This window comes from Streptomyces sp. CA-181903, from assembly GCF_050937075.1.
Classification (GTDB): Bacteria; Actinomycetota; Actinomycetes; order Streptomycetales; family Streptomycetaceae; genus Streptomyces.
In genome coordinates this window covers 6209064-6231207 of record NZ_JBNJLY010000001.1, presented here as the reverse complement: position 1 = coordinate 6231207, position 22144 = coordinate 6209064, and the positions used below count along the sequence as shown (strand labels likewise).

Sequence of the window (22144 nt, the reverse complement as noted above, 5' to 3'; positions counted from 1 at the left end):
AATCGACTCCGGCCGCCTCCGATTCGGTTGTGAGTCGACTGCGAATCGGTTCGAATCGGTTTCGAAGCGGCTTGAATCGGCACAGGCGGGGCGCGTCGGCGCCAGGATCACGACCGCTGTGCGCGGCCCGGCCCGGGGCCTGTACCACAGGTTCCCTCCCAGTCGAACAAATCCCGGCGAACATCGCATCCGCAGCCCCTCCGCCCCTGCGGGCGGGGGCTCACGCGCGGGCGTCGCGCCTCCCGCCCGGGGTGCCGGCCGGTGGCTCCCCGCCCGCCCGTCTCACCCGCCCGGCGTCGCCACGCCCTCCGCCGCGGGGATTCACGAGCTGGACCGGAGCGATGTCCGGACCGCAGGCTACTGCCATGACCGCTTCCGCTTCCCCTGCATCCTCCGCTCCCGCTTCCTCCGTCGCCCCCGCTCCTTCTTGGTTCGCCCGTCCGGCCGCCCGGTCCTGGAGCAGCGCGCCCGGCCCCGCCGGAGTGCGGGCCTTCCACGCCGCGCTGCCGGGGTACGCGCCGACGCCCCTGACCGAACTCCCCGGGCTCGCCGCCGAACTGGGCATGGACCGGGTCTTCGTCAAGGACGAGTCGTCGCGGCTGGGGCTGCCCGCCTTCAAGGCGCTGGGCGCCTTCTGGGCGGTGCACCGCATCCTGGCCGAGCGGGCGGAGACGGCGGCGGAAGGGACGTCGGAGGGGCGGGACGCGACCCCGGTGGCCCCCGTGACCCTGGTGACGGCCACCGACGGCAACCACGGCCGGGCCCTGGCCCGGGCGGCCCGCGACAACGGGCTGCGCGCCCGCGTCTTCGTCCCGTCGGGCGTACACCCCGCCGCCGCCACGGCCGTCGAGGGCGAGGGTGCCGAGGTGGTGCGGGTGGCGGGACCGTACGACGAGGCCGTGCGGCAGGCGGCCGAGGCGGCCCGCGCGGCGGACGCGGTCCTCGTCCAGGACACGGCCTGGCCGGGCTACGAGCGGATCCCCGGCTGGATCGTGGAGGGCTACTCCACGCTCTTCGCCGAGATCGACGAGCAGCTGGCGGCGGCGGGCGCGGGGAACCCCGGCCTGGTGGCCGTCCCCGTCGGCGTGGGCTCGCTGGCCCAGGCCGCCGTCACCCACTATCGCGGCCGCCGCCCGGCCGCCGGGCCGGCCCCGGCGCTGCTGGCCGTGGAACCGGAGACGGCGGCGTGCCTCCTCGCGAGCCTTACGCGCGGCGAGCCGGTGACCGTCGCCACCGGCGAGACCGCCATGGCGGGCCTCAACTGCGGTACGCCGTCCGCCCTCGCCTGGCCCGTCCTGCGCGACGGCCTGGACGCCGCCGTCGCCGTCGGCGAGGCCGCCGCCGCCCGGGCGATGGCCGACCTGTCCGCGCTCGGCGTCCCGTCCGGGCCCTGCGGCGCCGCGTCCCTGGCGGGCCTGCGGACGGCGCTCTCGGGGCCGGACGCGCCCGCGCGGCGGAGCGCGCTGGGCATCGGGCCGGAGTCGACGGTGGTACTGCTGAGCACGGAGGGACGGGAGGCGAATCCGTACGCGACGGCCGCCGGCTGAGCCGCGCTCCGTGCCGGTGCGCTGAGCCGCCCGGCGACGGCGCGCCCTCCCCCGGGTGAGGCCGTCGTGCGCCCGAGGGGTGACGCGGGGGCCCCACCCCGGTACGGGACGCGGGGACCGGGGACGTATGGCTCCGCCCGGAAGTCCGAGGCGCCCGCCGCGGGCGCCGCGCGTCAGAAAGGGAGTCGGCCTTGGCTCTGGTACCGAACGGCGTCTACACGATCGCCCGGCCCGGCGGCCGGTTCCTCACCCTCCGCGACGGCTCCGCCGAACCGGGCACGCCCACGCTGCTCATGCCGCGGACCGCCGGCCCGGGCGAGCAGGAATGGATCCTGGAGGAGCTCGACGACGGGACGCGGACCGTCCGCAACGTCCGGAGCGGGACGCTGCTCGGCTTCCACGGGGAACCCGAGCCGGGGAAGCAGGTGGGGGCGGGCGCCCGGCACCGGTCCTGGGCACTGCGGGCGGCGCGCGTCGGCTCGGGGGCGGGTCTCCTCTTCCACCTCGTCGTCCCGGACGACGCCGCCGGCCCCGCCGGATCCCCCGGCTCCCCCGGCTTCTCCGGCTTCTCCGGCTTCCCCGGCTTCCCCGGCGGCGCGGAGCTCGCCGTCGACGTCGCCCCGGAACCGTCCTGGGCGGGCCACATCGTCCTCCGGCCGCTGGGGCGGGCGGCCCGGAGCGGGCCTGGGAGTTCCGGGAGGTGGGGTGAAGGGGCCCTCCGCGCACAGGGGTTCGCCCGGCCCACGCCTCCGGCCGGGAGAGGTGGGGTTCGGCGACGGCCTCGCGGCGATCCGGGCCGATCCGCGGGTCCACGGCGCGTTCCGCTCGGACAGCTGACCCGGCCGCCCGGCGGCGAGCATCACCGCCGGGCGCCCTTACGCGGCACCGTCCGCACGTTCGTACACGCTCACGTGGCGCCAGCTCGCCGCAGTGAACGGCTCGCCGTTCCACCCGCCCCAGCGGTCCCGCAGCCGGAGCCCGGCGATGCGGGCCATGAGGTCGAACTCGGGCGGGTGGGCGAGGCGGAGCCTGATCGGGGACAGGCGGATGCCTTGGCCGCTGACGCGGATGTGGTTCAGGTCGAGGATCTGGGTCAGCGGGTCGTACCGGCCGGCGTCGAGGTCGACGAAGTCCAGACCGACCCGCTCGGTGTCGAGGTACCGGTGGCCGGCGCGTGAAGGCGCGGTGGGAACGCGGCACTCGACGGCGAACACGCCGCCGTCGGCGAGGTGGGCGGCGGCGTTCCGGAAGCACTCGACCTGGCCGTCTTGGGTGAGCAGGTTGCCGATCGTGTTGAAGAGGAGGTAGACCAGCCCGTATTCGCGGCCGGTGGTGACGCGCGACATGTCGCCCATGGTGACGTCGATCCGGTCGCCGCCCGGCTTCTCACGCATCCGGTCGACCATGTCGGGCGACAGCTCGATCCCGTCCACCCGCACCCCGGCCCGCGCGAGGGGCAACGCGATCCGGCCGGTGCCCACCGCGAATTCCAGGGCGTCCCGCCCCCTCGCGAGCCCGGCCAGGAACGCGACGGTCTCGGCCTCGTCGCCGCGCGGTTCGTCGTCGTAGCGCCGGGACACCTCGTACCCGAAGCTCGTCCTGGGATCGAAACCCTCCACGGAACGCTCCTCTCACGACCGGTCGGACCGCCGGGGCCGTACACCGCCGGACCGGACCGTAGCGCCGAAGTCCCCTTCTGTTCCAGGCATTTGACGCGCATGCGGAGCCGGCGGCGTGGAAACGCCCCGGCCGTCCCGGGGACCGAACGCGCGGAGCGCCTCCGCGTCCGTCGTCACCGCTCGGACGTAGTGGTCCGCCCAGGCCCGGGCGGCGGGGTAGGCCGATTCCGCTGCCACTCGGCCCACGGCGGCGTCGGGGTCGAACGGGGTGTGCCGTAGGTGCACCTGACCGTCGCGGAGGAGGGCCCAGGACGCGCCCGGGCGGCCGTAGGGCATGCCTACGCTGCCCGAGTTGACGACGAGGCGCCCGTCGACGAGGCGGGCGAACGGCATGTGGGTGTGTCCGCACACCACGGTCCGTACATCGCTGGGCAGTTCGGCGAAGACCTCGGCCCAGCGGTCGAGACGGGTGTCGACGAGGACGACCTCGGCGTCGTCGCGCGGGGTGCCGTGGCAGAAGACGACCCTGCCGTCGAAGCCGTCGACCTCCAGGGTCACCGGGTGGGGCAGGTTCTCGAGGAGCCGCACGTCCGCGTCCCGTAGCTGTCGGGCCGCCCACAAGTCCGCTTCCCAGGCGTGGTCGGGCGGGAGTTCGCCCCGCGCCAGCGCGGCGAGTTCCCGGTCGGCGTTGCCGCGGATCAGGAGGGCCCGGTCACCGAGGGCGCGCAGCCGGTCCAGCACCTCGCAGGGCTGCGGACCGGCCGCGTGGTCGCCGGTGACGACGATCAGGTCGGCCGCGAGGACGTCCGGCTCGGCCAGGACCGTCTCCAGGGCCGGCAGTACGCCGTGGATGTCGGACAGGACGGCGACGCTCGCGGTCATCGGAGTGCCTTTCGTAGGGCGGGTGTTCGAGCCGCAGCCTGCCCTGCGTCGCGGGGCGGCAACCTCGGGTGGCACGAGGGCCGGCGGGTCCGGCGTTCGACGGACCCGGGTGTCCGCGGCGGACTACCCTACGGGCACGCCGCGTCACCCGCCGCGGTCGAGTGAGGAGGAGCCACCGTGCCGTCATCCGTCTGCGACCCCGAGTACGCTCCCGCCGGCGATGTGGGCGCGGCGCTCATGTTGATCGACTCCCGGCTCAAGACCGTCCAGGCGGGCAAGAGCCGGACGGATCCCGAACAGCAGGCGCTGATGGACAGGTTCACGGATTCCCTCGACGCCGAGGGGGCCAACGATGTGCTGGACGGCGCGTGCACGCTTATCTTCATGTTCATGAGGTGGCTGCGGGAGGCGTACGCGGCGCATGACAAGGACGTCTTCGCGTATGTGGTGCCCAGCGTCGTCGGCACGATGCGCATGATGCCCAAGAGCGTCCGTCCCGAGGCGATCCCGACGATGGCGGGACTGATCATCGCCGCGGGGGCCGATCTCAGTCCCAGTCTGTGGCGCAAGCAGTACGGGTTCTGGACCGAGGCCGAGATGAACCCGCTGGAGGTCACCGCGTTCCTGCTCGCGGACCACATCAACCGCCTCACCGAGGACCCCGACTTCGCCACTCGGCTGATCACCGACGCGCTGTCGAGCGTGGACGACGAGGATTGACGCCTCGTACGTTCACACGTCGCGCCGCCGGACGACGAGCACGGCCAGCGCCACCGCGGTCAGCGGCCAGAGCGCGTACACGGTCCAGGAACCGGGGACCGTCGGCGAGTAGCCGAGGGACGCGGCGCCGGGGTCCCAGTTCTGGACGAGGCGCGACCAGGCGGTGGAGACCAGCGCGTGCTTGACGTCCGCCGTCCAGCGGACGCGATCCGAGAACATCGGGGGCAGCACCAGCAGCAGGAAGACGCTGGTGACCATGGTCGCGGCGGCGTGCCGGAGCAGGACGCCGAGGCCCAGGCCGACCAGCGCGCAGACCGGGGCCAGCAGCGCGGTGGCCACCAGCGCCCGGAAGACGCCGGGGTGGGTGAGGGGGACGCCGGCGTGGCGCTCGTTCAGGACCGCCTGGGACGCCAGGAAGGAACCGGTGGCGGCGATCACCCCGACCACCGTCCACAGCGCGGCGGTGATCACGGCCTTCGCCAGGACGACCGGACCTCGGGCGGGGACGGCCACGGTGGTGGCGCGGATCAGGCCGGTGCTGTACTCGCTCACGACGCTCAGGGCACCGACGCTGCCGGCGACGAGGACCAGCGTCCAGGAGCCGGCCGGCGGGAAGGCGTCGAAGGGGAGGAAGTCGACGGGTCCGGGGCGGGTGTTGTGGTCCGACGCCGTCGCCACGACGGCGGAGCCGATGACGAAGAGGAGGGTCAGGGCGAGGGTCCAGGGGGTGGAGCGGAGGGATCGGGTTTTGATCCACTCGGCGGCCAGGAGGTCGCGGAAACGGGCGGGGGTGAGGGTGGGAGCGGGGGTGGCGGTGGCGGTGTCGGTGTCGGGAGAGGTCGTTCGTGGCGTCATCGGGGGTGTCCTGCCGGGTATTCCGTCGCGGTCGCGGTGAGTTCCATGAAGGCCGCCTCCAGGGAGGCGGTGCGGGTGGTGAGTTCGTCCAGGCGGATGCGGTGCTCGTGGGCGAGGGCGCCCACGCGGGCGGCCGGGAGGCCGGTGACGGTGAGGCGAGGGGCCGCGGCGGAGCCCTCCCGTTCGACGGTCGCGCCCGCCGCCGTCAGGACGGCGGACAGCTCCGCCGCCTGCGGCGTCGCCACCGTGACGGCGCGGTGGGTGCCGCGGGCCGCGAAGTCCCGCAGCGGCTCGGCGGCGATGAGGCGGCCCCGGCCGATGACGATCAGGTCGTCCGCGGTGTTCTCCATCTCCGACATCAGGTGACTGGAGAGGAAGACGGCGCGCCCCTCGGCGGCCAGGCGCCGGAAGAGGCGACGTACCCATAGCACGCCCTCCGGGTCCATGCCGTTGACCGGTTCGTCGAAGAGGAGCACGGGTGGGTCGCCGAGCAGGGCCGCCGCGATGCCCAGCCGCTGCTTCATGCCGAGGGAGAAACCGCCGACGCGGCGGTGCGCGACCTCGGTCAGCCCCACCTCCCCCAGCACCTCGTCCACCCGGCGGCGCGGGATGGCGTTGCTCCGCGCCAGGGCGGCCAGGTGAGCGGCGGCGGTGCGCCCGCCGTGGACGTGGCCGGCGTCGAGCAGGGCGCCGACGTGCCGCAGGCCGCGCGAGTGGCGGCGGAAGGGGACACCGTCGACGGTGGCCGTCCCGGCGGTGGGCGCGTCCAGGCCGAGGACCAGCCGCAGGGTGGTGGACTTGCCGGCTCCGTTGGGGCCGAGGAACCCGGTGACCCGGCCGGGCCGGACGGTGAAGGACAGCCGGTCGACGGCGGTCCTGTCCCCGTAGCGCTTGGTGAGTCCGCTGACTTCGATCATGGGCCTCAGCCTGTCCGGGAGGCCCGGGTGCGGGCATGGGGCCGGGGGCGGCAATGCGGGTGGGCGGGTTCGCCCGGGGGTGTACGTCCCCGGGCTGATGCCGGGCGGGGAGCGGGCGGTTAGTCTCGCGGCGTGAACCCCTTGATGATCATGTCGTGGGCGGCCGGGCGGGCCGTCGGCCGTGGAGCCGGGCCACGGCCCTCGCGGCGGGTGGCGCGGCCGAAGACGTCCCGCCGATGACGAGGGCGAGGGCCTTGGCGTGGGCGGGAGGTGCCGGTTACCTCCTCGCCGTCGGGCTGCTGATCGGGGGCGCGCCGCGGGCGTCGGGCACCACCCACGGCCTCGGGGCGCTGCTGGCCGTGAGCCTGCTCGTCGGCGTGGCGCGCCGGGCGCCGCTGTGCGCGCTGGGGCTGGCACTGGCCGGGTCGACCCTGGTGGTGGCGGGCCCTCCGGGCCCCTCCCCCCGGATCCGGCCGTCCACCCGGGTGCGTCGGCGGTGTATCAGGGGTACCAGGGCCAGTTCCTGTCCTTCCTGGGAGTGGACCTCGTCCTGGCCCTCGTCGTCGCCACCCGCGGCCGGTGGGCCTCGGCCGCCGCCGTGGCCGTGACATCCGTCGTCCAGTTCCCGGTGATCGGCCTGTTCACCCACGGGAACAGTCTGGTGGTCAACGTGGTGATCGCCCTCCTGGCGCTGACCGCGTGCTGCACGGCAGGACTGCTCGTCCGCGAGCGCCGCGAGCACGCGGTGGCGCTGCGCGCGCGGGAGGCGGCGCTGCGAGCACGGGAGGTGGCCGAGGCCGTGACCGCCGAACGGCTGCGGATCGCACGGGAGTTGCACGACATGGTCGCGCACAGCGTCGGCATCATCGCCATCCAGGCGGGGGTGGGGAGCCGGGTGATCGAGACGCAGCCGGCGGAGGCGCGCGCGGCCCTTCGCGCGATCGAGTCCACCAGCAGGGAGACCCTGGCGGGGCTGCGGCGCACGCTGGTGTCGCTGCGACAGGTGCGGCGGAGCACGGACGCCATGGGGCGGCGGGACGACGCCGATGCCACTGGGCAACGGCCGCCGCTCGCCCCCGCACCGGGACTCGCGGACCTCGAACGGCTGGCGGCGTCGACGGCGGACGCGGGGGTCCGCGTCGACCTGCGCCGGGAGGGCGAGCGGCGCCCGTTGCCCGGTGACATCGACCTGTCCGCCTACCGGATCGTGCAGGAGGCGCTGACGAACGTGGTGCGGCACGCGGGGACCGGGTGGTGCCGGGTGACCGTGGGGTACGGGGAGGAGGAGTTGGTGGTGGAGGTCGTGGACGACGGGTGTGGGATGAGGGGTGCCGATGAGATGCGGGCGCAAGGCTCCGGCGGTGGCAGTGGAGTCGGCGGTGGCGGCGGTGGCGGTGTCGGTGTCGGTGTCGGTGTCGGCGGTGGTAACGGTGCCGGCGGTTTCGGCATCATCGGCATGCGCGAGCGGGTCAGCCTGCTGGGCGGCCGTCTCAGCGCCGGTCCGCGCACCGAGGGCGGCTTCCGGGTGACGGCCCGGCTGCCGCTGCCCGCGCCCGTCGACGTCGAGGGGGCCTCGGCTGAGGGGGCACCGACCGAGGGAGCATCGGCCGATGCTCCGGCGGCCGTTCCGGCGCCCGTCGTGGAGACCCTATGAGTGTCCGGATCCTGCTCGCCGACGACCAGCCGCTGGTGCGGTCCGGACTGCGCGTGCTCATGGCCGACCACCCCGGCCTGGAGGTCGTCGGCGAGGCCGCCACCGGCCTGGAGGCCGTCCGGCTCACCGGTGAACTCCGCCCGGACGTCGTGGTGATGGACATCCGGATGCCCGGTATGGACGGGATCGAGGCCACCCGTCGGATCACGTCCGGCCAGACGATGGCCCGCGTCCTCGTGCTGACCACCTTCGACGAGGACGAGCACGTCTACGGCGCGCTCCGGGCCGGCGCGAGCGGATTCGTCGTCAAGGACATGGCGCTGGACGACATCCTCGCGGCGGTCCGCGTGGTCGCGTCGGGCGACGCGCTGCTCGCGCCGGGGGTGACGCGCCGCCTGATCGCCGACTTCGCCGCGGAACGCTCCGGGCCCGTCCCGTCGAGGCGTCCCCCGGCCGTGGTCGAGGGCATCACCGAGCGCGAACGGGAGGTGCTGACCCTGGTCGGGCGCGGCCGGTCGAACACCGAGATCGCGCAGGACCTCTTCATCACGGTGGCCACGGCGAAGTCGCATGTGTCGCGGTTGCTCACGAAGCTGGGCGCCCGGGACCGGGTGCAGCTGGTGATCACCGCTTATGAGGCGGGGCTGGTGTCGCCGTGAGGGCCGAGTGGCCGCCGCTCGACGACATATGACGAGGCGTGATGACGCGCAGCGCACATGAGACAACGGACGGTAGTCGACCCCTATGCGCGTTTGCTTCATACGGAAGATCTGATAATTTTCTTCCCGCGCCGCTAGCTCAGTTGGTTAGAGCGGCTGACTCTTAATCAGCAGGTCCGGGGTTCGAGTCCCTGGTGGCGCACTGGAATTCGGGCCCCCGTCTCGCAAGAGGCGGGGGCCCGACGCGTGTTGCCGCTGATGCCCGCGCGGCGGCGGCGCGTCGCCGTCGTCATCGTCGGCGTACGGTCACGAACCGCCCCAGCAGCCAGCCGATCACGAGCATCGCGGCGAGCGCCAGCCACAGCGGCGTCGAGACCTCGGGGCCGATGATCCGGATCGTGACGTGCCGGGTGTTCTCGAAGACGAAGACGAGCGCCAGCACGGCGACGACCAGCAGGACGACCCGCCCTGTCGTCGCCACTTCCCGCAGCCGGCTCCCCAGGGAACCGGCGCGGGACGGACCGCTCGTCGAGGACTTGTGCTTGGAGGCCATGCCCTCACCTTCGCAGGGCACCGCGCGCGGCGGGCACGCGACTGCTCCGTTCGGGTGAGGCGTGGCACGCCGGTGTGGGAGGGCGCACACCGGTGGGGCCTGTTCCTCGCCAGTGACGAGTCGTCGTTCGTCACCAGGGCCGGGTTCGTCGTCGACGGCGGACTCACCGCGCACTGACCGGCCCGACGGCTGGAACCTTTTACGCGGTTTACATGGTTTACGCGGTCTTTTAGGCGGTGGAACCGGCCTCGTCCGCGAGGGCCACCGCCGCCGTGTATCCCGGGGCCGCCTCGACGTCGGTCAGGGTCCACCCGGGCGGTGACGCGGGCCGCGGGCCGCAGCCGACGTACGTCACCGACAGCCGCTCCGCGAGGCCGGTGCCCGTCCCCTTGAGGTACGCCTCCTTGCGTGTCCAGCAGCGGGAGAAGGCCGTCGTCCGGTCGGCGGGCGGGAGGGAGTCCAGCTCGGCCACCTCCCGGGGGTGCAGCGAACGGCCGACGCTGTCGACCACCGACGCCTGCTGCACCTCCTCCACGTCCGCCCCGACCGGTGTGTCCGCGAAGGCGAGGAACGCCAGGTCACCGGCGTGCGACAGGTTGAAGTGCAGCGGCGCGCCGGCCGCCGCCGGGCGGCCGTGCGGGGCGCCGCAGCACGGGCAGGGTTCCCGGACCAGCTCGACGGCTTCCGGCGCCACACCCAGGTACGCGCCGAGCAGCCGGCGCAGGGCGAGGTGCGCGGCGACATAGCGGTCGCGGTGCAGATCCCGGACGAAGGAGGCGGCGCGGGCGCGTTCGCGTGCGTCCAGGACCGCCTCCCACTCCTCGCGAGGAGTGGGACGGCCCTCGTCCGGCATGCGCAGCAACCAGAGGTCGAGGGCACCCCCGGCCGCTCCCGGGGTCCAGGGGGTGGGGAGCGGGTCACGGCCCAGGATTCGGGGGCGGAGGGGGGTGCTCGGGTCTTGCCGCGCGTCGGCCGGGATCGGCGCTGTCGGCGCGGCGGGAGGGGTGGGGTCGAGGTTGGGGTCGGGGTTGGGGTCGGGGTTGGGGTCGGGGTTGGGGTCGGGGTTGGGGTGCGGGATGCGGCGGTCGTACGGGAGGGGCCGGCGCTGCCGGTGGCACCGGATCCGCCGGAAGCGCCGGAAGCGCCGGTGGCACCCGACGTCCTGGGCGTACTCGCCGCGTCGGGCTTACCCGAGGTGCTGGGCAAGGGCCTCTCCCCGTCGTCTCTCGTTCCCGTCATGATTCCCCGTCTTCCGGGCCGATCAGCGTACCCGTGTCCCGTCGGACCGGCCTCGGCGGCGGCATCCGCCGAGGCCGGAGCCTGATGGCCGGCGCATCATCCGGCCGGCGGCCGACCGGCCGGTGCCTCGACCGATGCCTCGACCGATGCTGGTGCCTCGGCCGATCCCGGCCCGGGCGGGCCGTGGTCGCCGTCCGGGCCGCGTCCGTCGAGGAGTTCGACGCCGCCGTCCGCAAGCCGTCGCGCCCTGCGGCCCGTACGGTACATCCGCGTTCCGGGCGGCCCGTACGGGTCGGCCGGGAAACGGCCGGCGGCACGGCCCGGATGGCCGGCGTACCCGGTGGCGAGCGGGGCGCCCGCGACGTACAACTCGCCCGGGGTGCCCGGCGGACAGGGGCGGAGCGCCGGATCGAGGACGTGGAGGCGCGCATTCCAGACGGGCCGGACGGTTCCGGGCGGTGCCGCGTCCCCCGGTGTAAAGACGCGGTGCGCCACCGAGGCCGCCTCCGGCGGGCCGAAATGGTGGTGCAGGGCGGTGTGCGGCACTACGCGGTGGAACCGGTCGGCGGTCGCCCGGTCCGGCGGTTCGCCCACGGCCAGGACGTGCCGCAGTCGCCCGCACTCCCCCGCCTCCGGTGCGCGCACGAACCACCGGAGGGCATCGGCGTCCAAGAGGGCGACGGTGACGTCGAGTTCGCGTATGCGACGCGCCACCGACGCGTCCGGCTCCTCGGCTTCGCCGGGCCCGTCGGTGGCGCCGGAGTCGCCGGGCTCGTCGTGTCCGGCGCCCGCGCTGTCTTCGAGCGCGGGGAGGACGAGCGTCGCCCCTTCCCGGAGGGGCCACAGCAGCTCCACAGCGAGAGTGTCAGGGGTGAGGGGGCCTTGCAGGAGGAGGCGGTCCTCGGGCGCAAGGGGGTGGTGGTGTTGCAGCCAGCGGAGGCGGTTGTCGAGAGCGGAGTGGGGGACGACGGTGGTGTGGTGGTGGGTGGTGGTGGGGCGGGTGGCGTAGGCCGGGTGGTGGGGGGTCAGGGCCCGTGCCGGGTCGACGGGCGGGTGGACGGCCAGGAGGTCCGGGAGGGCGGGGTCGTCCAGCAGGACGGTTCGGGCGCTTCCGGTGGGCGCGGTGGAGGAGATGGACGCGGTCGTCAAGACGCAGATGGGGGCGAGCTGTTCGCGGTACGGAGCGGCGGTACACGGGCCGTCTGCGTGCGGTCCGTCATCGATCGAGCCGTCACCACGCGGGCCGTTGCCAGCCAGACCGTCATCAAGCGAACCGTCACCACGCAGGCCGTTGCCAGCAAGGCCGTCATCGATCGAGCCGTCACCACGCGGGCCGTTGCCAGCCAGACCGTCGTCGAGTGAGCCGTCACCACGCAGGCCGTTGCCAGCCACACCGTCATCGAGCGAACCGTCACCATGCGGGCCGTCACCCGCCAGACCGTTATCGAGCGAGCTGCCACCATGCGGGCCGTCGCCATGCAGGCCGCCGGCGCGCCGGCCTTCTTCGTGCAGGCCGTCCGCACCCCCGTCACCACCGTACGCACCGTCCCCGCGCGCCTCGCCCACCCGCGGGCCGGCCGCGTACCGCCGTTCCCCCTCCCCAGGGAACCAACAGGCGCCGCCCGCCTTCAGGATGGCGAGCAGGGCCACCACCCGCGCAGTCGACCAGGGCAGGTCGACGGCGGCGAAGGTGCCGGGTCGGACGCCGAGGGTGGTGAGGTGGCGGGCCAGGCGGTTGGCCCGGGCGTTCAGTTGGGCGTAGGTCAGGCGCTCGTCGCCCGCGATGAGGGCGGTGGCCCCGGAGGTCCGGGCGGCGCGGGACTCGAAGGGGCCGATCGCTGTCGTGGGCGGGACGGCGACGGAGGTGTCGTTGCCTTCGCGAAGGGCGCGTTCGTGTTCCTCGTCAGGGATGAGCGACAGGGCAGAGAGCGGTGCGTGCGGGTCCAGGGCCGGGAGGCGGGTCAGCAGGGCGTGGAGTGGATGCCGTTGTCCCGGGGACGTGGGCGGGTGGGCGGTCCATGTGTCCACGCGGAGGCCCTCGTCCGCCGTACCGTCGGGGTGGAAGGTGACGGCGGCCTCTTCGCCGGAGACATAGGAGTCATCGGATGCGTCACAGGCACCGGACGCGTCACGGGCGTCGGACGCATCAAGGGCTCCAGGCGCGAGCGGGTGGAGTGTGGACGGCGCGCCGGCGAAGGTGACCGGTTCCTCGGGCGGGACGACGTCGACCAGCGGTCCGGTGAGGACGGGGTGGTCCGCCGGGAGGCCGAGGTCGCGGCGGAGGTCGGCGCGGCGGTAGCGCTGGTGCGCGCGGGCCTCGCGGACGGCGTCGTCGGCCTGCCGGACCAGGCCGGCGATGGTGATGTCAGGGGTGATGGTGAGCCGCAGCGGAACCGTGTTCCGTACCGTCCCGGGCACGCGCAGCGCCCCCGGTCCCGTACGTGCGGGCAGCGGCAGGCCGAGGACGACGTCCCGGCGCCCGGTGGCGCGGCACAGGTGGAGGGCCTGGGCGGCGAGGAGCAGCCCGGTCCGGGAACCGCGGACGGACGCAGCGAGTTCGCGCAGCCCGGCCGTGGTCCCGGGGCCGAGGTGGAACGTGTGCGGGGCGGGGCGGCGGTGACCGCCGCCCGTGCCGCCCACGGCCTCGTCCGCCGCGGGCGGGTGCGCGAGCCGGTTCCGCCAGTACGCGCGGTCCCGTTCGCGGGCGGCCGAGGCGCGGTAGGCCGTGTCCTCGGCGACGAGGTCCGCGAGCCGGCCGAACGGGCTCGGGCCCGGGTCCTCGCCGGCCGCCAGGGCCGTGTACACCTCGGCCACCCGGCGGTCCACCAGCCGGTGGCCGTGCGCGTCGAGCAGGACCCGGTGCACCCGCCGGTACCAGAGCCAGCGCCGGTCGCCGACCCGGAACAGCGCGTACGCGAACAGCGGCCCGCCGGCCGGTTCGAAGGGCCGGCCGAGGTCCGTGCGCATCCACGTCAGCGCGGTGCGGACCGCCTCCGGGTCCTCGCTTCCGTCTCCCCCACCGGTCTCGTCCATCCCCTCCGTCGCGCAGGTCCTCTCCGTAGCGCGCATCCCCTCCGTCGCGTGCAAGTCCGCGGCGCACAGCGGGAATCCGTGGCCCGGCGGCTCGATCGCGATCGGCCGCTGGCGCGGGCCGTCCGGAGTGTCGACGACGCTCATGCGCAAAGCGTCCGCTTCGCCGACCGTGCGGTGCAGCGCCTCGGCGAACAGCACCGGGTCGAGCGGACCGCGGATCTCCCGGTACGCGGCGGTGACCGGTGCCGCGCCGCCCGGGTCGCGGGCCTGCCGGGACCACAGCTCGCGCTGGGCCGACGTCAGGCGGAGCCCCTGCGGTGTGGCGGTCTCCCGAGTGACGCCCGGAGCGGTGCCCGGGGCGTGGTCCGAAGCCGTGCCCCGGGCGTGGTCCGAAGCGGTGCCCGGGACGTCCCCCGGGGTGTTCTCCCGGCCGCGGCCGTCACGCCGGGCGGAGGGACGTGGGAGCGGGAGCCGGTCGAGGGTCCGTACGGTCACCGTCGCGCTCCCGCCGTCGTCGCGGGGACCGTCGGCAGCGGCCCGCCGCGGACGCCGCGGCCCGGCCGCCGGGGGCGGCGGCGCCGGTCTCGGTTCGGGGACATGGCCGTCAGTTCCCCTCGGCGCCCGTCAGGATCCGGTCGGTCGTGGTGACGACGGCACACTTGGCGGCGGCCCAGCGCAGGGCCATGGCGTGGTCCTCGGCCGAGAAGTCGGCCACGGCGTCCGCGACGACGAACGGGCGGATGTCGCGCATCCACGCGTCGCACGCCGTCATCATCACGCCGATGTGCGCGTAGACGCCGACGATGACGAGCTGGTCGCGGCCCTGCTCCGCCATCCGCTCGGCGAGGTCGGAGCGGACGAACGCGCTGTACTTCCACTTGGTGAGGACGGTGTCCCCGGCGTCGGGCGCCACCGCCTCGGCGATCGCCTCCGCGTGCCCGTCGGCGGGCAGCCCGGGCCCCCAGAAGTCCTGTTGAAGGCCGCGCTCGGCGGGGCTCTGGCCGCCGGGCTGCGCCGAGTACACGACCGGGACGCCGAGCCGCGCGCACTCCTTCTTCAACCGGCCGACGTTGGCGAGCAGTTCGGTCACCGGCGAGGCGCCGGCGGTGAAGGCGCCCAGGAAGTAGTTCTGGAGGTCGTGGACGAGCAGGACCGCGCGGTCCGGGTCGACGGTCCAGTCGACCTTGTTCGCCGGGAGGTCGGCCTCGGCGGGCATGGGGTAGGGGGCGATGGCGGGGAGCGCCATGGTGCGGTTGCCTTTCGGTGGGGGTTCGGGAGCGGGCTGCTCGCGCCGCGCTGTCGCTGATGTACTCGATCGTTGCCAGTTGCTGGTTGCTGGTTGCCAGTTGCCGGCTGGCAGTTGACGGATTTCGGGCACGGTTTGCGGTTGTCGACGCCGGAAACCGCCGGCGTGGGGCAGTGACGGGCCCGCGTGAGGCACGAGGAGGGGCACGTCACCGACGGCCCCCGGCCCGGCCGATCGCGTCATCCCGCCCCGCCACCGGCCACCGGCCACCCACCACCCGTCACCCACCCCCGGCCCCGCCTCAGCGCCCCTTCCCCGCCAGCTCCGCCGCGATGGCCGCCCTGAGATCCTTCTTCGACACCTTGCCGACCCCGGTCTGCGGGAACGCGTCCGTGAACTCCACCCGGTCCGGGACCTTGTAGTCGGCCAGCCCCCGCCCGCGGATGAACTTCTTCAGCGCCGCGGACCGCACCGGCTCGGCGCCCTCCCGCAACACCACGTAGGCGCAGGTGCGTTCACCCAGGTAGGGGTCGGGCATGGAGACCACGGCGGCGTCGTGCACCGAGGGGTGGGCGAGGATGTGGTTCTCGATCTCCTCGGCGGCGACCTTCTCGCCGCCCCGGTTGATCTGGTCCTTGGCCCGGCCCTCGACGACGAGGTAGCCGTCCTCCGTGAGCCGGACGACGTCACCGGTGCGGTAGAAGCCGTCGGGAGTGAAGGACGTGGCGTTGTGTTCGGGCGCGCGCCAGTAACCGCGGATGGTGTACGGGCCCCGGGTGAGCAGGTGCCCGGTCTCACCCGCGGGCAGGTCGGCGTCCTCGTCGTCGACGACGCGGATCTCGTCGTCGGGGGAGATCGGCCGGCCCTGGGTGCCGACGATGATCTCCTCGGGGTCGTCCAGCCGCGTGTAGTTGACCAGGCCCTCGGCCATGCCGAAGACCTGCTGGAGGGTGCAGCCGAGGGCGGGCCGCACCCGTCGGGCGGCCTCCTCGCTGAACTTCGCGCCGCCGACGAGGAGTACGTCCAGGCTGGACAGGTCGTACGGAGTGGCGGCCGCCGCCTCCGTCCAGACGAGGGCGAGCGGCGGCACCAGCCCCGTGATCGTCACGCCCTCGCGCTCGATGAGCGGGAACGCCACGTCCGGGCTGGGCCGCGGCGCGAGGACGACGCGGGCTCCGGCGTAGAGGGCGCCCAGCGTGCCCGGCGAGCTCAGCGGGAAGTTGTGGGCGGCGGGCAGGGCGCAGAGGTAGACGCTGTGCTCGTCGACCCGGCAGATCTCGTTGGAGCCGCGCAGCGAGTAGATGTAGTCGTCGTGCGTGCGCGGAATGAGCTTGGGTACGCCGGTGGAGCCGCCGGAGAGCTGGAGGAAGGCCAGTTCGTGCGGTTCGGGGCCGGCGGACGTGTCGTCGAAGGCCCCGGCGGCCACCGCCGGCACGTCCGCGAGGGCGGTGTGCGGCCCGGGGTCGCCGGCGACGAGGACGTGCCGGAGGGTGGGCACCTCGGCGCGGACGCGGGAGGCGAGCTCGCGGTGGTCGTAGCCGCCCGCGACGTCCGGGATCACGTACGCGGCGGCCTCGGTGAAGGCGCAGAAGTGCCGGATCTCGCTGTCGCGGTGCGCGGGCAGCGCGAACACCGGCAGGGCGCCGATGCGGAACAGCGCGAAGACGACCTCGAAGAACTCGGCCACGTTGGGAAGTTGGACGACGACGCGGTCGCCCTTGCCGATGCCGAGAGCCAGCAGCCCGGCGGCCATCCGGTCGGCGCGCCCGTCGAGTTCCCCGTACGTCCAGCGGCGGATGGTGGAGCCGTCCGGCGCGGGGCCGGGGTCGACGATCGCGGTCCGGTCGGGGTGGGCGGCCGCGCGCTCGCGCAGCATGCGCCCGAAGGTCTCGCCGCGCCAGTAGCCGGCGGCGCGGTAGCGCTCGGCGAACTCGGGCGGGTAACCGGGCGCGTCGGGGGTCCCGGTGCCCTCGCCGGTCATCGTCCCACCGCCGTCATGGATGTCCGTCACTGGTCAACTCCCACTGCCTGCAAGAACGTACGGAATTTGGCGCCCGTCTCGGCGGTCTCCGCCTCCGGGTCCGACTGCTCGACCACGCCCGCCCCGGCGTACAGCCGCAGCCGCCGGGCGGCCGGTTCGGCCTCCGCGCAGCGGATGGTGACGACCCACTCGCCGTCGCCGTCGGCGTCGCCCCAGCCGACCATGCCGGTGTACGCGCCGCGGTCGAACGGTTCGAGCTCACCGATGACCCGGCGGGCGGTGTCGGTCGGGGTGCCGCACACGGCGGGGGTGGGGTGGAGGGCGCAGGCCAGTTCCAGCGCGGAGACGGCCGGGTCGGCCGGTTCGGCGCGGACCGTGGTGGAGAGGTGCCACATGGCGGCCGTGCGCACGAGGGTCGGGCGTTCGGGGACGTCGAGGGAGCGACAGTACGGAGCGAGCGCGGCGCGGATCGCGTCGACGACCATGGCGTGCTCGTGCAGGTCCTTCTCGGACTCCAGCAGGGCCGCCGCCCGGCGGACGTCCTCGGCCAGGTCGGCGCTGCGCGGCGTCGAACCGGCGAGGGGGTTGGTGACGATCCGTCCGCCCTGCTTGGCGACGAGCAGTTCGGGGCTGGCGCCGAGCAGCGTCCGGCCGGGGCCGGAGGGGACGGCGAAGGTGTAGCCCGTGGGGTCGCGGCGGGCGAGGCGGTCGAGCAGCGCGGGGAGGTCGAGGTCGCGGGAGGAGGTGAGGCGGAGGGTGCGGGAGAGGACGACCTTGCCGAACTCCCCGTCCTTCATCCGCCGCACCGCCTCGGCGACGGCCGCCGCGTACTCGGCGGGTTCCGGCTCCGGCCGGACGTCCCACTCGGCGGCGGGCGGGGGCACGGCCGGGAGCGCCATCAGCGGGTCGGCGGCCGGCGACGGAGCGGTGCGGACGGTCTCCGGGACGACGAGGGCGGCCGGGGCGCTCCGGTCGAAGGGCACGGCCCCGATGACGAGGGGCGCGGGGTGGCCCGCGCGCCGCTGGGCCGCCAGGGTCTCCGCGACGCGCTCGGCCAACGGGGCGTCACCGTGCGGGACTTCGGCCCGCACGCCGTGGGCGAGGAGGGTGCGGGTGGGCGAGGCGAAGAAGCGGGTGCCGTGGGGGTCGTAGGCGTGGAGGAGTTCGGTCGCGGCGCCGACGGCCTCGGTGCCGTCCCGTCGCTCCGCGCGGTCGCGCGGGGCCGCCGGGGAGGGCGAGGACGGCGCCGGTGCCACTGCCGACGCCGGTGACGCCGGCGACGCGGATATCGCGCCGGTGGCGCCGTTCCGGCCGGCGGGCTCGTTCGGCGGCGGGGCGGTGACGTGCTGAACCGTGGTCACCTACTGCTCCGTTCCTCCGGCGCGGGTGGACGCCGGGCGTGGGGGTGGGTGGGGCGGGGGCCGGCCCGGAAGGGCGGACGGGAAGGTCGGGAGGGCCGGGAGGACCCGGGAAGGGGCCGGGGCTTCGGAGAGGGAAGCGGCGGGGACGTGGGAACGACCGCTCCGGGCGACGACCGACGGGCGACGGGCGACGGGCGACGATCGGTGACCGGTGACCGGTGACCGACAACTGACCACCGGCAACTGAAGACCGGCAGCCGACGACCGACGGCCGCACCGGCGGAAGGCCCATCACCCCTCCCAGCCACCGACGGACACGTCCCGTCAGGCGCGCAGCGTCGCCCCGCCGTCCACGTACAGGTCGTGCATGGTGATGTGCCGGGCGCGGTCCGAGACGAGGAAGACGACGGCGTCGGCGATGTCCGACGGTTCGGCGATCCGGCCGAGGGGGATGCCGACGCGGTACGTGCCGGGGTCGCCGTCGATGACGCGGGCGGGCGCCTCGTCGTCCGTCCACAGCGCCCGCTGCATGGCGGTGTCGGTGGAGCCGGGGGACACGACGTTGCAGCGCACGCCGCTGCGGCCGAGTTCGAGGCCCAGGCACTTGGTGAACATGGTCGCCGCCGCCTTGGACGCCGCGTAGGCGGCCATGCCGGTCCGGGGGACGCCCGCCGCGTTGGAACCGACCGTGACGACGCAGCCGGTGCCGCGCGCGGCCATCCTGCGGGCGGCGGCGCGGGAGGCGACGAAGACGCCGGTGGTGTTGACGGCGAAGGTGCGCTCCCACATCTCGTCGGTGAGGGCGACGACGGGGGACGGGTGCAGGACCCCGGCCACGTTGACGAGGATGCCGAGCGGGCCGACGGACGCCTCGACCTCCTCGACGACGGCCTCGACGGCCGCGGCGTCCGACACGTCGGCGGTGTGGGCGGTGACCCGCTCGGGCCCGTATTCCGCCGCCAGTTTCCCGATGCCGCCGGGCACCGCGTCGAGGGCCGCGACCCGGGCTCCCCGTGCGACGAGGGCCCGGACCACGGCCTCGCCTATGCCCTGTCCGGCGCCGGTGACCAGCGCGACGCGGCCGGAGAGTTCAGTGTGCTCCACGACGGGTTCCCCACCATCCAGTTCGAATAAGGTAAGCCTTACCTTACATGAGCTGTTGGTCGGGGGGAATCATCACCACCGCGCGGCCGTCCCTCCCCTTTGATTCCGGACGCGGGTGAAGAACGGCCCCGGGTCCGGATGAAAGCCCGGGTGAACGTCCGGGTGAACAGCCGAGTGAACGACCGGGTGATGGTTCGGGGAAGGTTCGGGTGGACCTCCCGGTGAACGCCCGGGCGGACCCCCAAGGTGAACGCCCGGGGGAACGCCCGGACGGACTCCCAAGGTGAACCCCCGGGTGAACGCCCGGACAGACCTCCAGGCAGCCGCCCGGACGCACTCCGCGCGACGGATCCCCGAACGGACGCGATGGATCCCCGAACGGACGCGACGGATCCACGGAACGGACGCGACGGCCCCGCGCAACGGAACCGTCACCCCGCCCGGACCACGGCCGCCCTCACCGGTCCAGCTCCACCTCCGGCACCCCCGGCGCGCTGAACCCGAACGTCTGCGCGTACAGGGAGAGTTCCGCCTCCAGCGCCCGCACCAGCGTCTCCTTCCGGCGGAAGCCGTGCCCCTCCCCCTCGAAGGCGAGGAACGCGTGCGGCACCCCACGTCCGCGCGCCGCCCGGGCCAGGGCCTCGCTCTGCCCGGGCGGGCAGACCGGGTCGTCCAGTCCGTGGAGGAGGAGGAAGGGGACCTTGATGCGGTCCGCCCGGCGCAGCGGCGACCGTTCGCGGTAGCGCTCGGGCACCCGGTCGCGCGGGCCGATCAGGCTCTCCGTGTAGTGGGACTCGAAGTCGTGGGTGCCGCCGTCCGCCTCCGTCGTGAGGTCCAGGCACGGGAAGAGCATGGTGCCGCACGCGTACAGGTCCGTGCCGGCGAGGGAGTGGGCGGCCGTCCAGCCGCCCGCGCTGCCGCCCTGGACCGCGAGCCGGGCCGGGTCGGCGGTCCCCTCGGCGATCAGGGCGCCGGCGACCGTCGCGCAGTCCTCGACGTCGACGACGCCCCAGCGCTCCCGCAGCCGTTCGCGGTAGGCGCGGCCGTAACCCGTCGAGCCGCCGTAGTCGACGACGGCGACGCCGATGCCGCGCGAGGTGAAGTAGGCGATGCCCAGGTCGAGGGCGAGCGGCGTCCGGCCGGTCGGCCCGCCGTGCGCGCGGACGACGAACGGGGGCAGTTCGCCGTCCGGGACGTCCCGTTCGGGGTGGCGGGGGCGGTGGATCCGGGCGTGCACCTCGCGGCCGTCGGGCCCGGTGAAGGTACGGACCTCGGGGCGCGGGAGGAACGCCGGGTCGACGACGTCCCGGTGCGCGGCGCCGACCACCCGGGCCCGGCCCGTCCGCCCGTCCAGCTCGACGACCTCGTAACCGCCGGCGGGCCCGGCGGCGATGCCGACCACGCGGGTACCGTGCGCGTCCAGCGCGGAGGCCCACTCCGTCCACGGCCCGGCGACGTCGGCCACGGCCCCGGTCTCCGGGTCGAGGACGCCGAGCACCTGGGCGCCGGCGCCGTGCAGCACGGCGATGGGGCCTCCGGTCAGCGGGACGAACCAGCGCTGCCCCAGCTGCCACAACGGACCCGCGAACTCCTGCTCCAGCGGGCACAGGTTGACGGCCCGGCCGGTCTCCGGGTCGACGCGGTGGAGGTTCCACCAGCCCGTGCGGTCGGTGACGGCGAGCAGCGTGCCGTCGGGCGCCCATTCGACCTGGGCGACGGCCTCGTCCGGGCCGCCGAGGACCGTCCGCACGTCGGTGAGCCGGTCGCCGCCGACGTGCGCGGGCCGGGCGTCACCGATGTCCGTGAACCGGCCGCCACCGGCGTCCATGAGCCGACCCCCGCCAACGTCCGCGAGCCGGTCGCCGCCGACGTGCGCGGGCCGGGCGTCACCGATGTCCGTGAACCGGCCGCCACCGGCGTCCATGAGCCGACCCCCGCCAACGTCCGCGAGCCGGTCGCCGCCGACGTGCGCGGGCCGGGCGTCACCGATGTCCGTGAGCCGGGCGCCGCCGACGTCCGCACCCCTACCGCCACCGTCCGCGAGCCGGTCGCCATCGACATCGACGTCCGTGAACCGGGCACCGCCCGCACCCCCCTCGACCCGGGCGAGCCGGAGCTCGGTACCGTCCCAGGGCATGCGCGGATGGTCCCAGGCCAGCCAGGCGACCCGGCGGCCGTCCGGCGAGAGGCGCGGGCCGGTCACGAAGCGGTGGCGGTCGTCGGTGAGTTCGCGGATCGCCGTCCGGTCGTCGGCGGCGCGCCCGTCGAGGGGGACGGCGGCGAGGAGGCGCCGGACGTCGCCCGGGCCCGGGCCGGTGAACTCCTCCAGGACGCACCAGACTTCGTTCCGCCCCGGGCGGAGCACGGGGTCCGCCCAGCGCAGCCCGCCGCCGACGGCGGACGTCGGGGTGAGCGGCCGGGGCGACGGGTCGGGCCCGTCCGGCTCCCACGCGTAGAGCCGCTGGTCCGGGCCGTGCGCGAAGACCAGCAGCGGGCCGTCGCCGGCCCGGGCCGTCCCGGTCCAGGCGCGGCCGCCGTACTCGTGCACCCGGGTGCGGACGTCCCACGGCGCGGGCAGCGCGACGGCCTCGCCGCCGCCGGGGCGCCGCCGGACCAGCGCCCGGCGGCCCCCTCGCCCGGCCGGGCCGCGACCCACCAGACGTCGTCGCCGACCCAGCCCACGAAGTCGGGGCGGCCGCCGTGTTCCGCCACCAGGGCGGCGTCCACGGGGGACGGCCAGGTTCCGCAGGGCGCCGTGGGCTTGGGCACCATGA

The 22144-nt window shown here is 74.9% G+C and carries 16 protein-coding genes and 1 tRNA gene; 5 read left to right on the top strand and 12 right to left on the bottom strand.

From position 1 onward, the window contains the following. The first annotated feature begins 365 nt into the window (after positions 1 to 365). A complete protein-coding gene (locus ACQEVS_RS27725; RefSeq protein WP_433024632.1) occupies positions 366 to 1547 on the top strand; it encodes a diaminopropionate ammonia-lyase in 1182 nt (393 codons plus the stop codon). A gap of 875 nt (positions 1548 to 2422) precedes the next feature. On the opposite strand, the gene ACQEVS_RS27720 is transcribed toward ACQEVS_RS27725, so the two are convergent. Both ACQEVS_RS27720 and ACQEVS_RS27715 read right to left on the bottom strand, forming a co-directional pair. Next, positions 2423 to 3166: a class I SAM-dependent DNA methyltransferase gene (locus tag ACQEVS_RS27720; protein WP_433024630.1), complete on the bottom strand. Its 744-nt coding sequence runs from the start codon at positions 3164 to 3166 to the stop codon at positions 2423 to 2425. Positions 3167 to 3178: 12 nt separating this feature from the next. Then, complete coding sequence (locus ACQEVS_RS27715) at positions 3179 to 4048, bottom strand: metallophosphoesterase family protein (RefSeq protein WP_433024628.1); 870 nt, start codon at positions 4046 to 4048, stop codon at positions 3179 to 3181. Positions 4049 to 4285: 237 nt separating this feature from the next. On the opposite strand from ACQEVS_RS27715, the gene ACQEVS_RS27710 reads away from it, so the two are divergent. Continuing rightward, on the top strand, positions 4286 to 4768 hold the full coding sequence (locus ACQEVS_RS27710; protein ID WP_433027956.1) for a hypothetical protein: 483 nt from the start codon (positions 4286 to 4288) through the stop codon (positions 4766 to 4768). A 12-nt stretch (positions 4769 to 4780) separates the two neighbouring features. Here the strand turns inward: ACQEVS_RS27710 and ACQEVS_RS27705 are convergent, their stop codons facing one another. Continuing rightward, positions 4781 to 5623 carry an ABC transporter permease gene (locus ACQEVS_RS27705; RefSeq protein ID WP_433024626.1) on the bottom strand — a complete coding sequence of 281 codons (843 nt, stop codon included), beginning with the start codon at positions 5621 to 5623 and terminating at the stop codon, positions 4781 to 4783. Continuing rightward, positions 5620 to 6540, bottom strand: coding sequence for an ATP-binding cassette domain-containing protein (locus tag ACQEVS_RS27700; RefSeq protein ID WP_433024624.1), 921 nt, complete (start codon positions 6538 to 6540; stop codon positions 5620 to 5622). Before ACQEVS_RS27700 ends, ACQEVS_RS27705 begins: the two co-directional genes overlap by 4 nt. A 496-nt stretch (positions 6541 to 7036) precedes the next feature. Between ACQEVS_RS27700 and ACQEVS_RS27695 the strand changes: the two genes are divergently transcribed. The 3 genes from ACQEVS_RS27695 to ACQEVS_RS27685 all read left to right on the top strand — a co-directional run bounded on the left by ACQEVS_RS27695 (position 7037) and on the right by ACQEVS_RS27685 (position 9055). Next, entirely contained in the window at positions 7037 to 8194 is a 1158-nt protein-coding gene (locus tag ACQEVS_RS27695) for a sensor histidine kinase (protein ID WP_433024622.1), read from the top strand. Then, the gene (locus ACQEVS_RS27690) at positions 8191 to 8853 is read left to right on the top strand and encodes a response regulator (protein ID WP_433024620.1); all 663 of its coding nucleotides are present in this window, start codon (positions 8191 to 8193) and stop codon (positions 8851 to 8853) included. Before ACQEVS_RS27695 ends, ACQEVS_RS27690 begins: the two co-directional genes overlap by 4 nt. A gap of 128 nt (positions 8854 to 8981) precedes the next feature. Next, a tRNA-Lys gene (locus tag ACQEVS_RS27685) sits at positions 8982 to 9055 on the top strand. An 87-nt stretch (positions 9056 to 9142) separates the two neighbouring features. Here ACQEVS_RS27685 and ACQEVS_RS27680 read toward each other — a convergent pair. The 8 genes from ACQEVS_RS27680 to ACQEVS_RS27645 all read right to left on the bottom strand — a co-directional run bounded on the left by ACQEVS_RS27680 (position 9143) and on the right by ACQEVS_RS27645 (position 22026). Next, positions 9143 to 9406, bottom strand: coding sequence for a DUF1049 domain-containing protein (locus ACQEVS_RS27680; RefSeq protein WP_433024618.1), 264 nt, complete (start codon positions 9404 to 9406; stop codon positions 9143 to 9145). 229 nt (positions 9407 to 9635) lie between these two features. Beyond that, positions 9636 to 10259: a 4'-phosphopantetheinyl transferase family protein gene (locus tag ACQEVS_RS27675; RefSeq protein WP_433024616.1), complete on the bottom strand. Its 624-nt coding sequence runs from the start codon at positions 10257 to 10259 to the stop codon at positions 9636 to 9638. A 482-nt stretch (positions 10260 to 10741) separates the two neighbouring features. Then, positions 10742 to 14173 (bottom strand): AMP-binding protein, encoded by a 3432-nt coding sequence (locus tag ACQEVS_RS27670; RefSeq protein WP_433024614.1) that lies wholly within the window; start codon positions 14171 to 14173, stop codon positions 10742 to 10744. 109 nt (positions 14174 to 14282) lie between these two features. Then, positions 14283 to 14924 (bottom strand): isochorismatase family protein, encoded by a 642-nt coding sequence (locus ACQEVS_RS27665; RefSeq protein ID WP_433024612.1) that lies wholly within the window; start codon positions 14922 to 14924, stop codon positions 14283 to 14285. A 301-nt stretch (positions 14925 to 15225) separates the two neighbouring features. Next, a complete protein-coding gene (locus tag ACQEVS_RS27660) occupies positions 15226 to 16905 on the bottom strand; it encodes a (2,3-dihydroxybenzoyl)adenylate synthase (RefSeq protein WP_433027954.1) in 1680 nt (559 codons plus the stop codon). A gap of 26 nt (positions 16906 to 16931) precedes the next feature. Next, positions 16932 to 18194, bottom strand: a complete 1263-nt coding sequence (gene dhbC / locus ACQEVS_RS27655) for an isochorismate synthase DhbC (protein WP_433027951.1) — start codon at positions 18192 to 18194, stop codon at positions 16932 to 16934. Between the two features lie 396 nt (positions 18195 to 18590). After that, positions 18591 to 19370 (bottom strand): 2,3-dihydro-2,3-dihydroxybenzoate dehydrogenase, encoded by a 780-nt coding sequence (locus ACQEVS_RS27650; protein WP_433024610.1) that lies wholly within the window; start codon positions 19368 to 19370, stop codon positions 18591 to 18593. Positions 19371 to 19827: 457 nt separating this feature from the next. Then, positions 19828 to 22026 carry a prolyl oligopeptidase family serine peptidase gene (locus ACQEVS_RS27645; RefSeq protein WP_433024608.1) on the bottom strand — a complete coding sequence of 733 codons (2199 nt, stop codon included), beginning with the start codon at positions 22024 to 22026 and terminating at the stop codon, positions 19828 to 19830. Between the last annotated feature and the right edge of the window lie 118 nt (positions 22027 to 22144).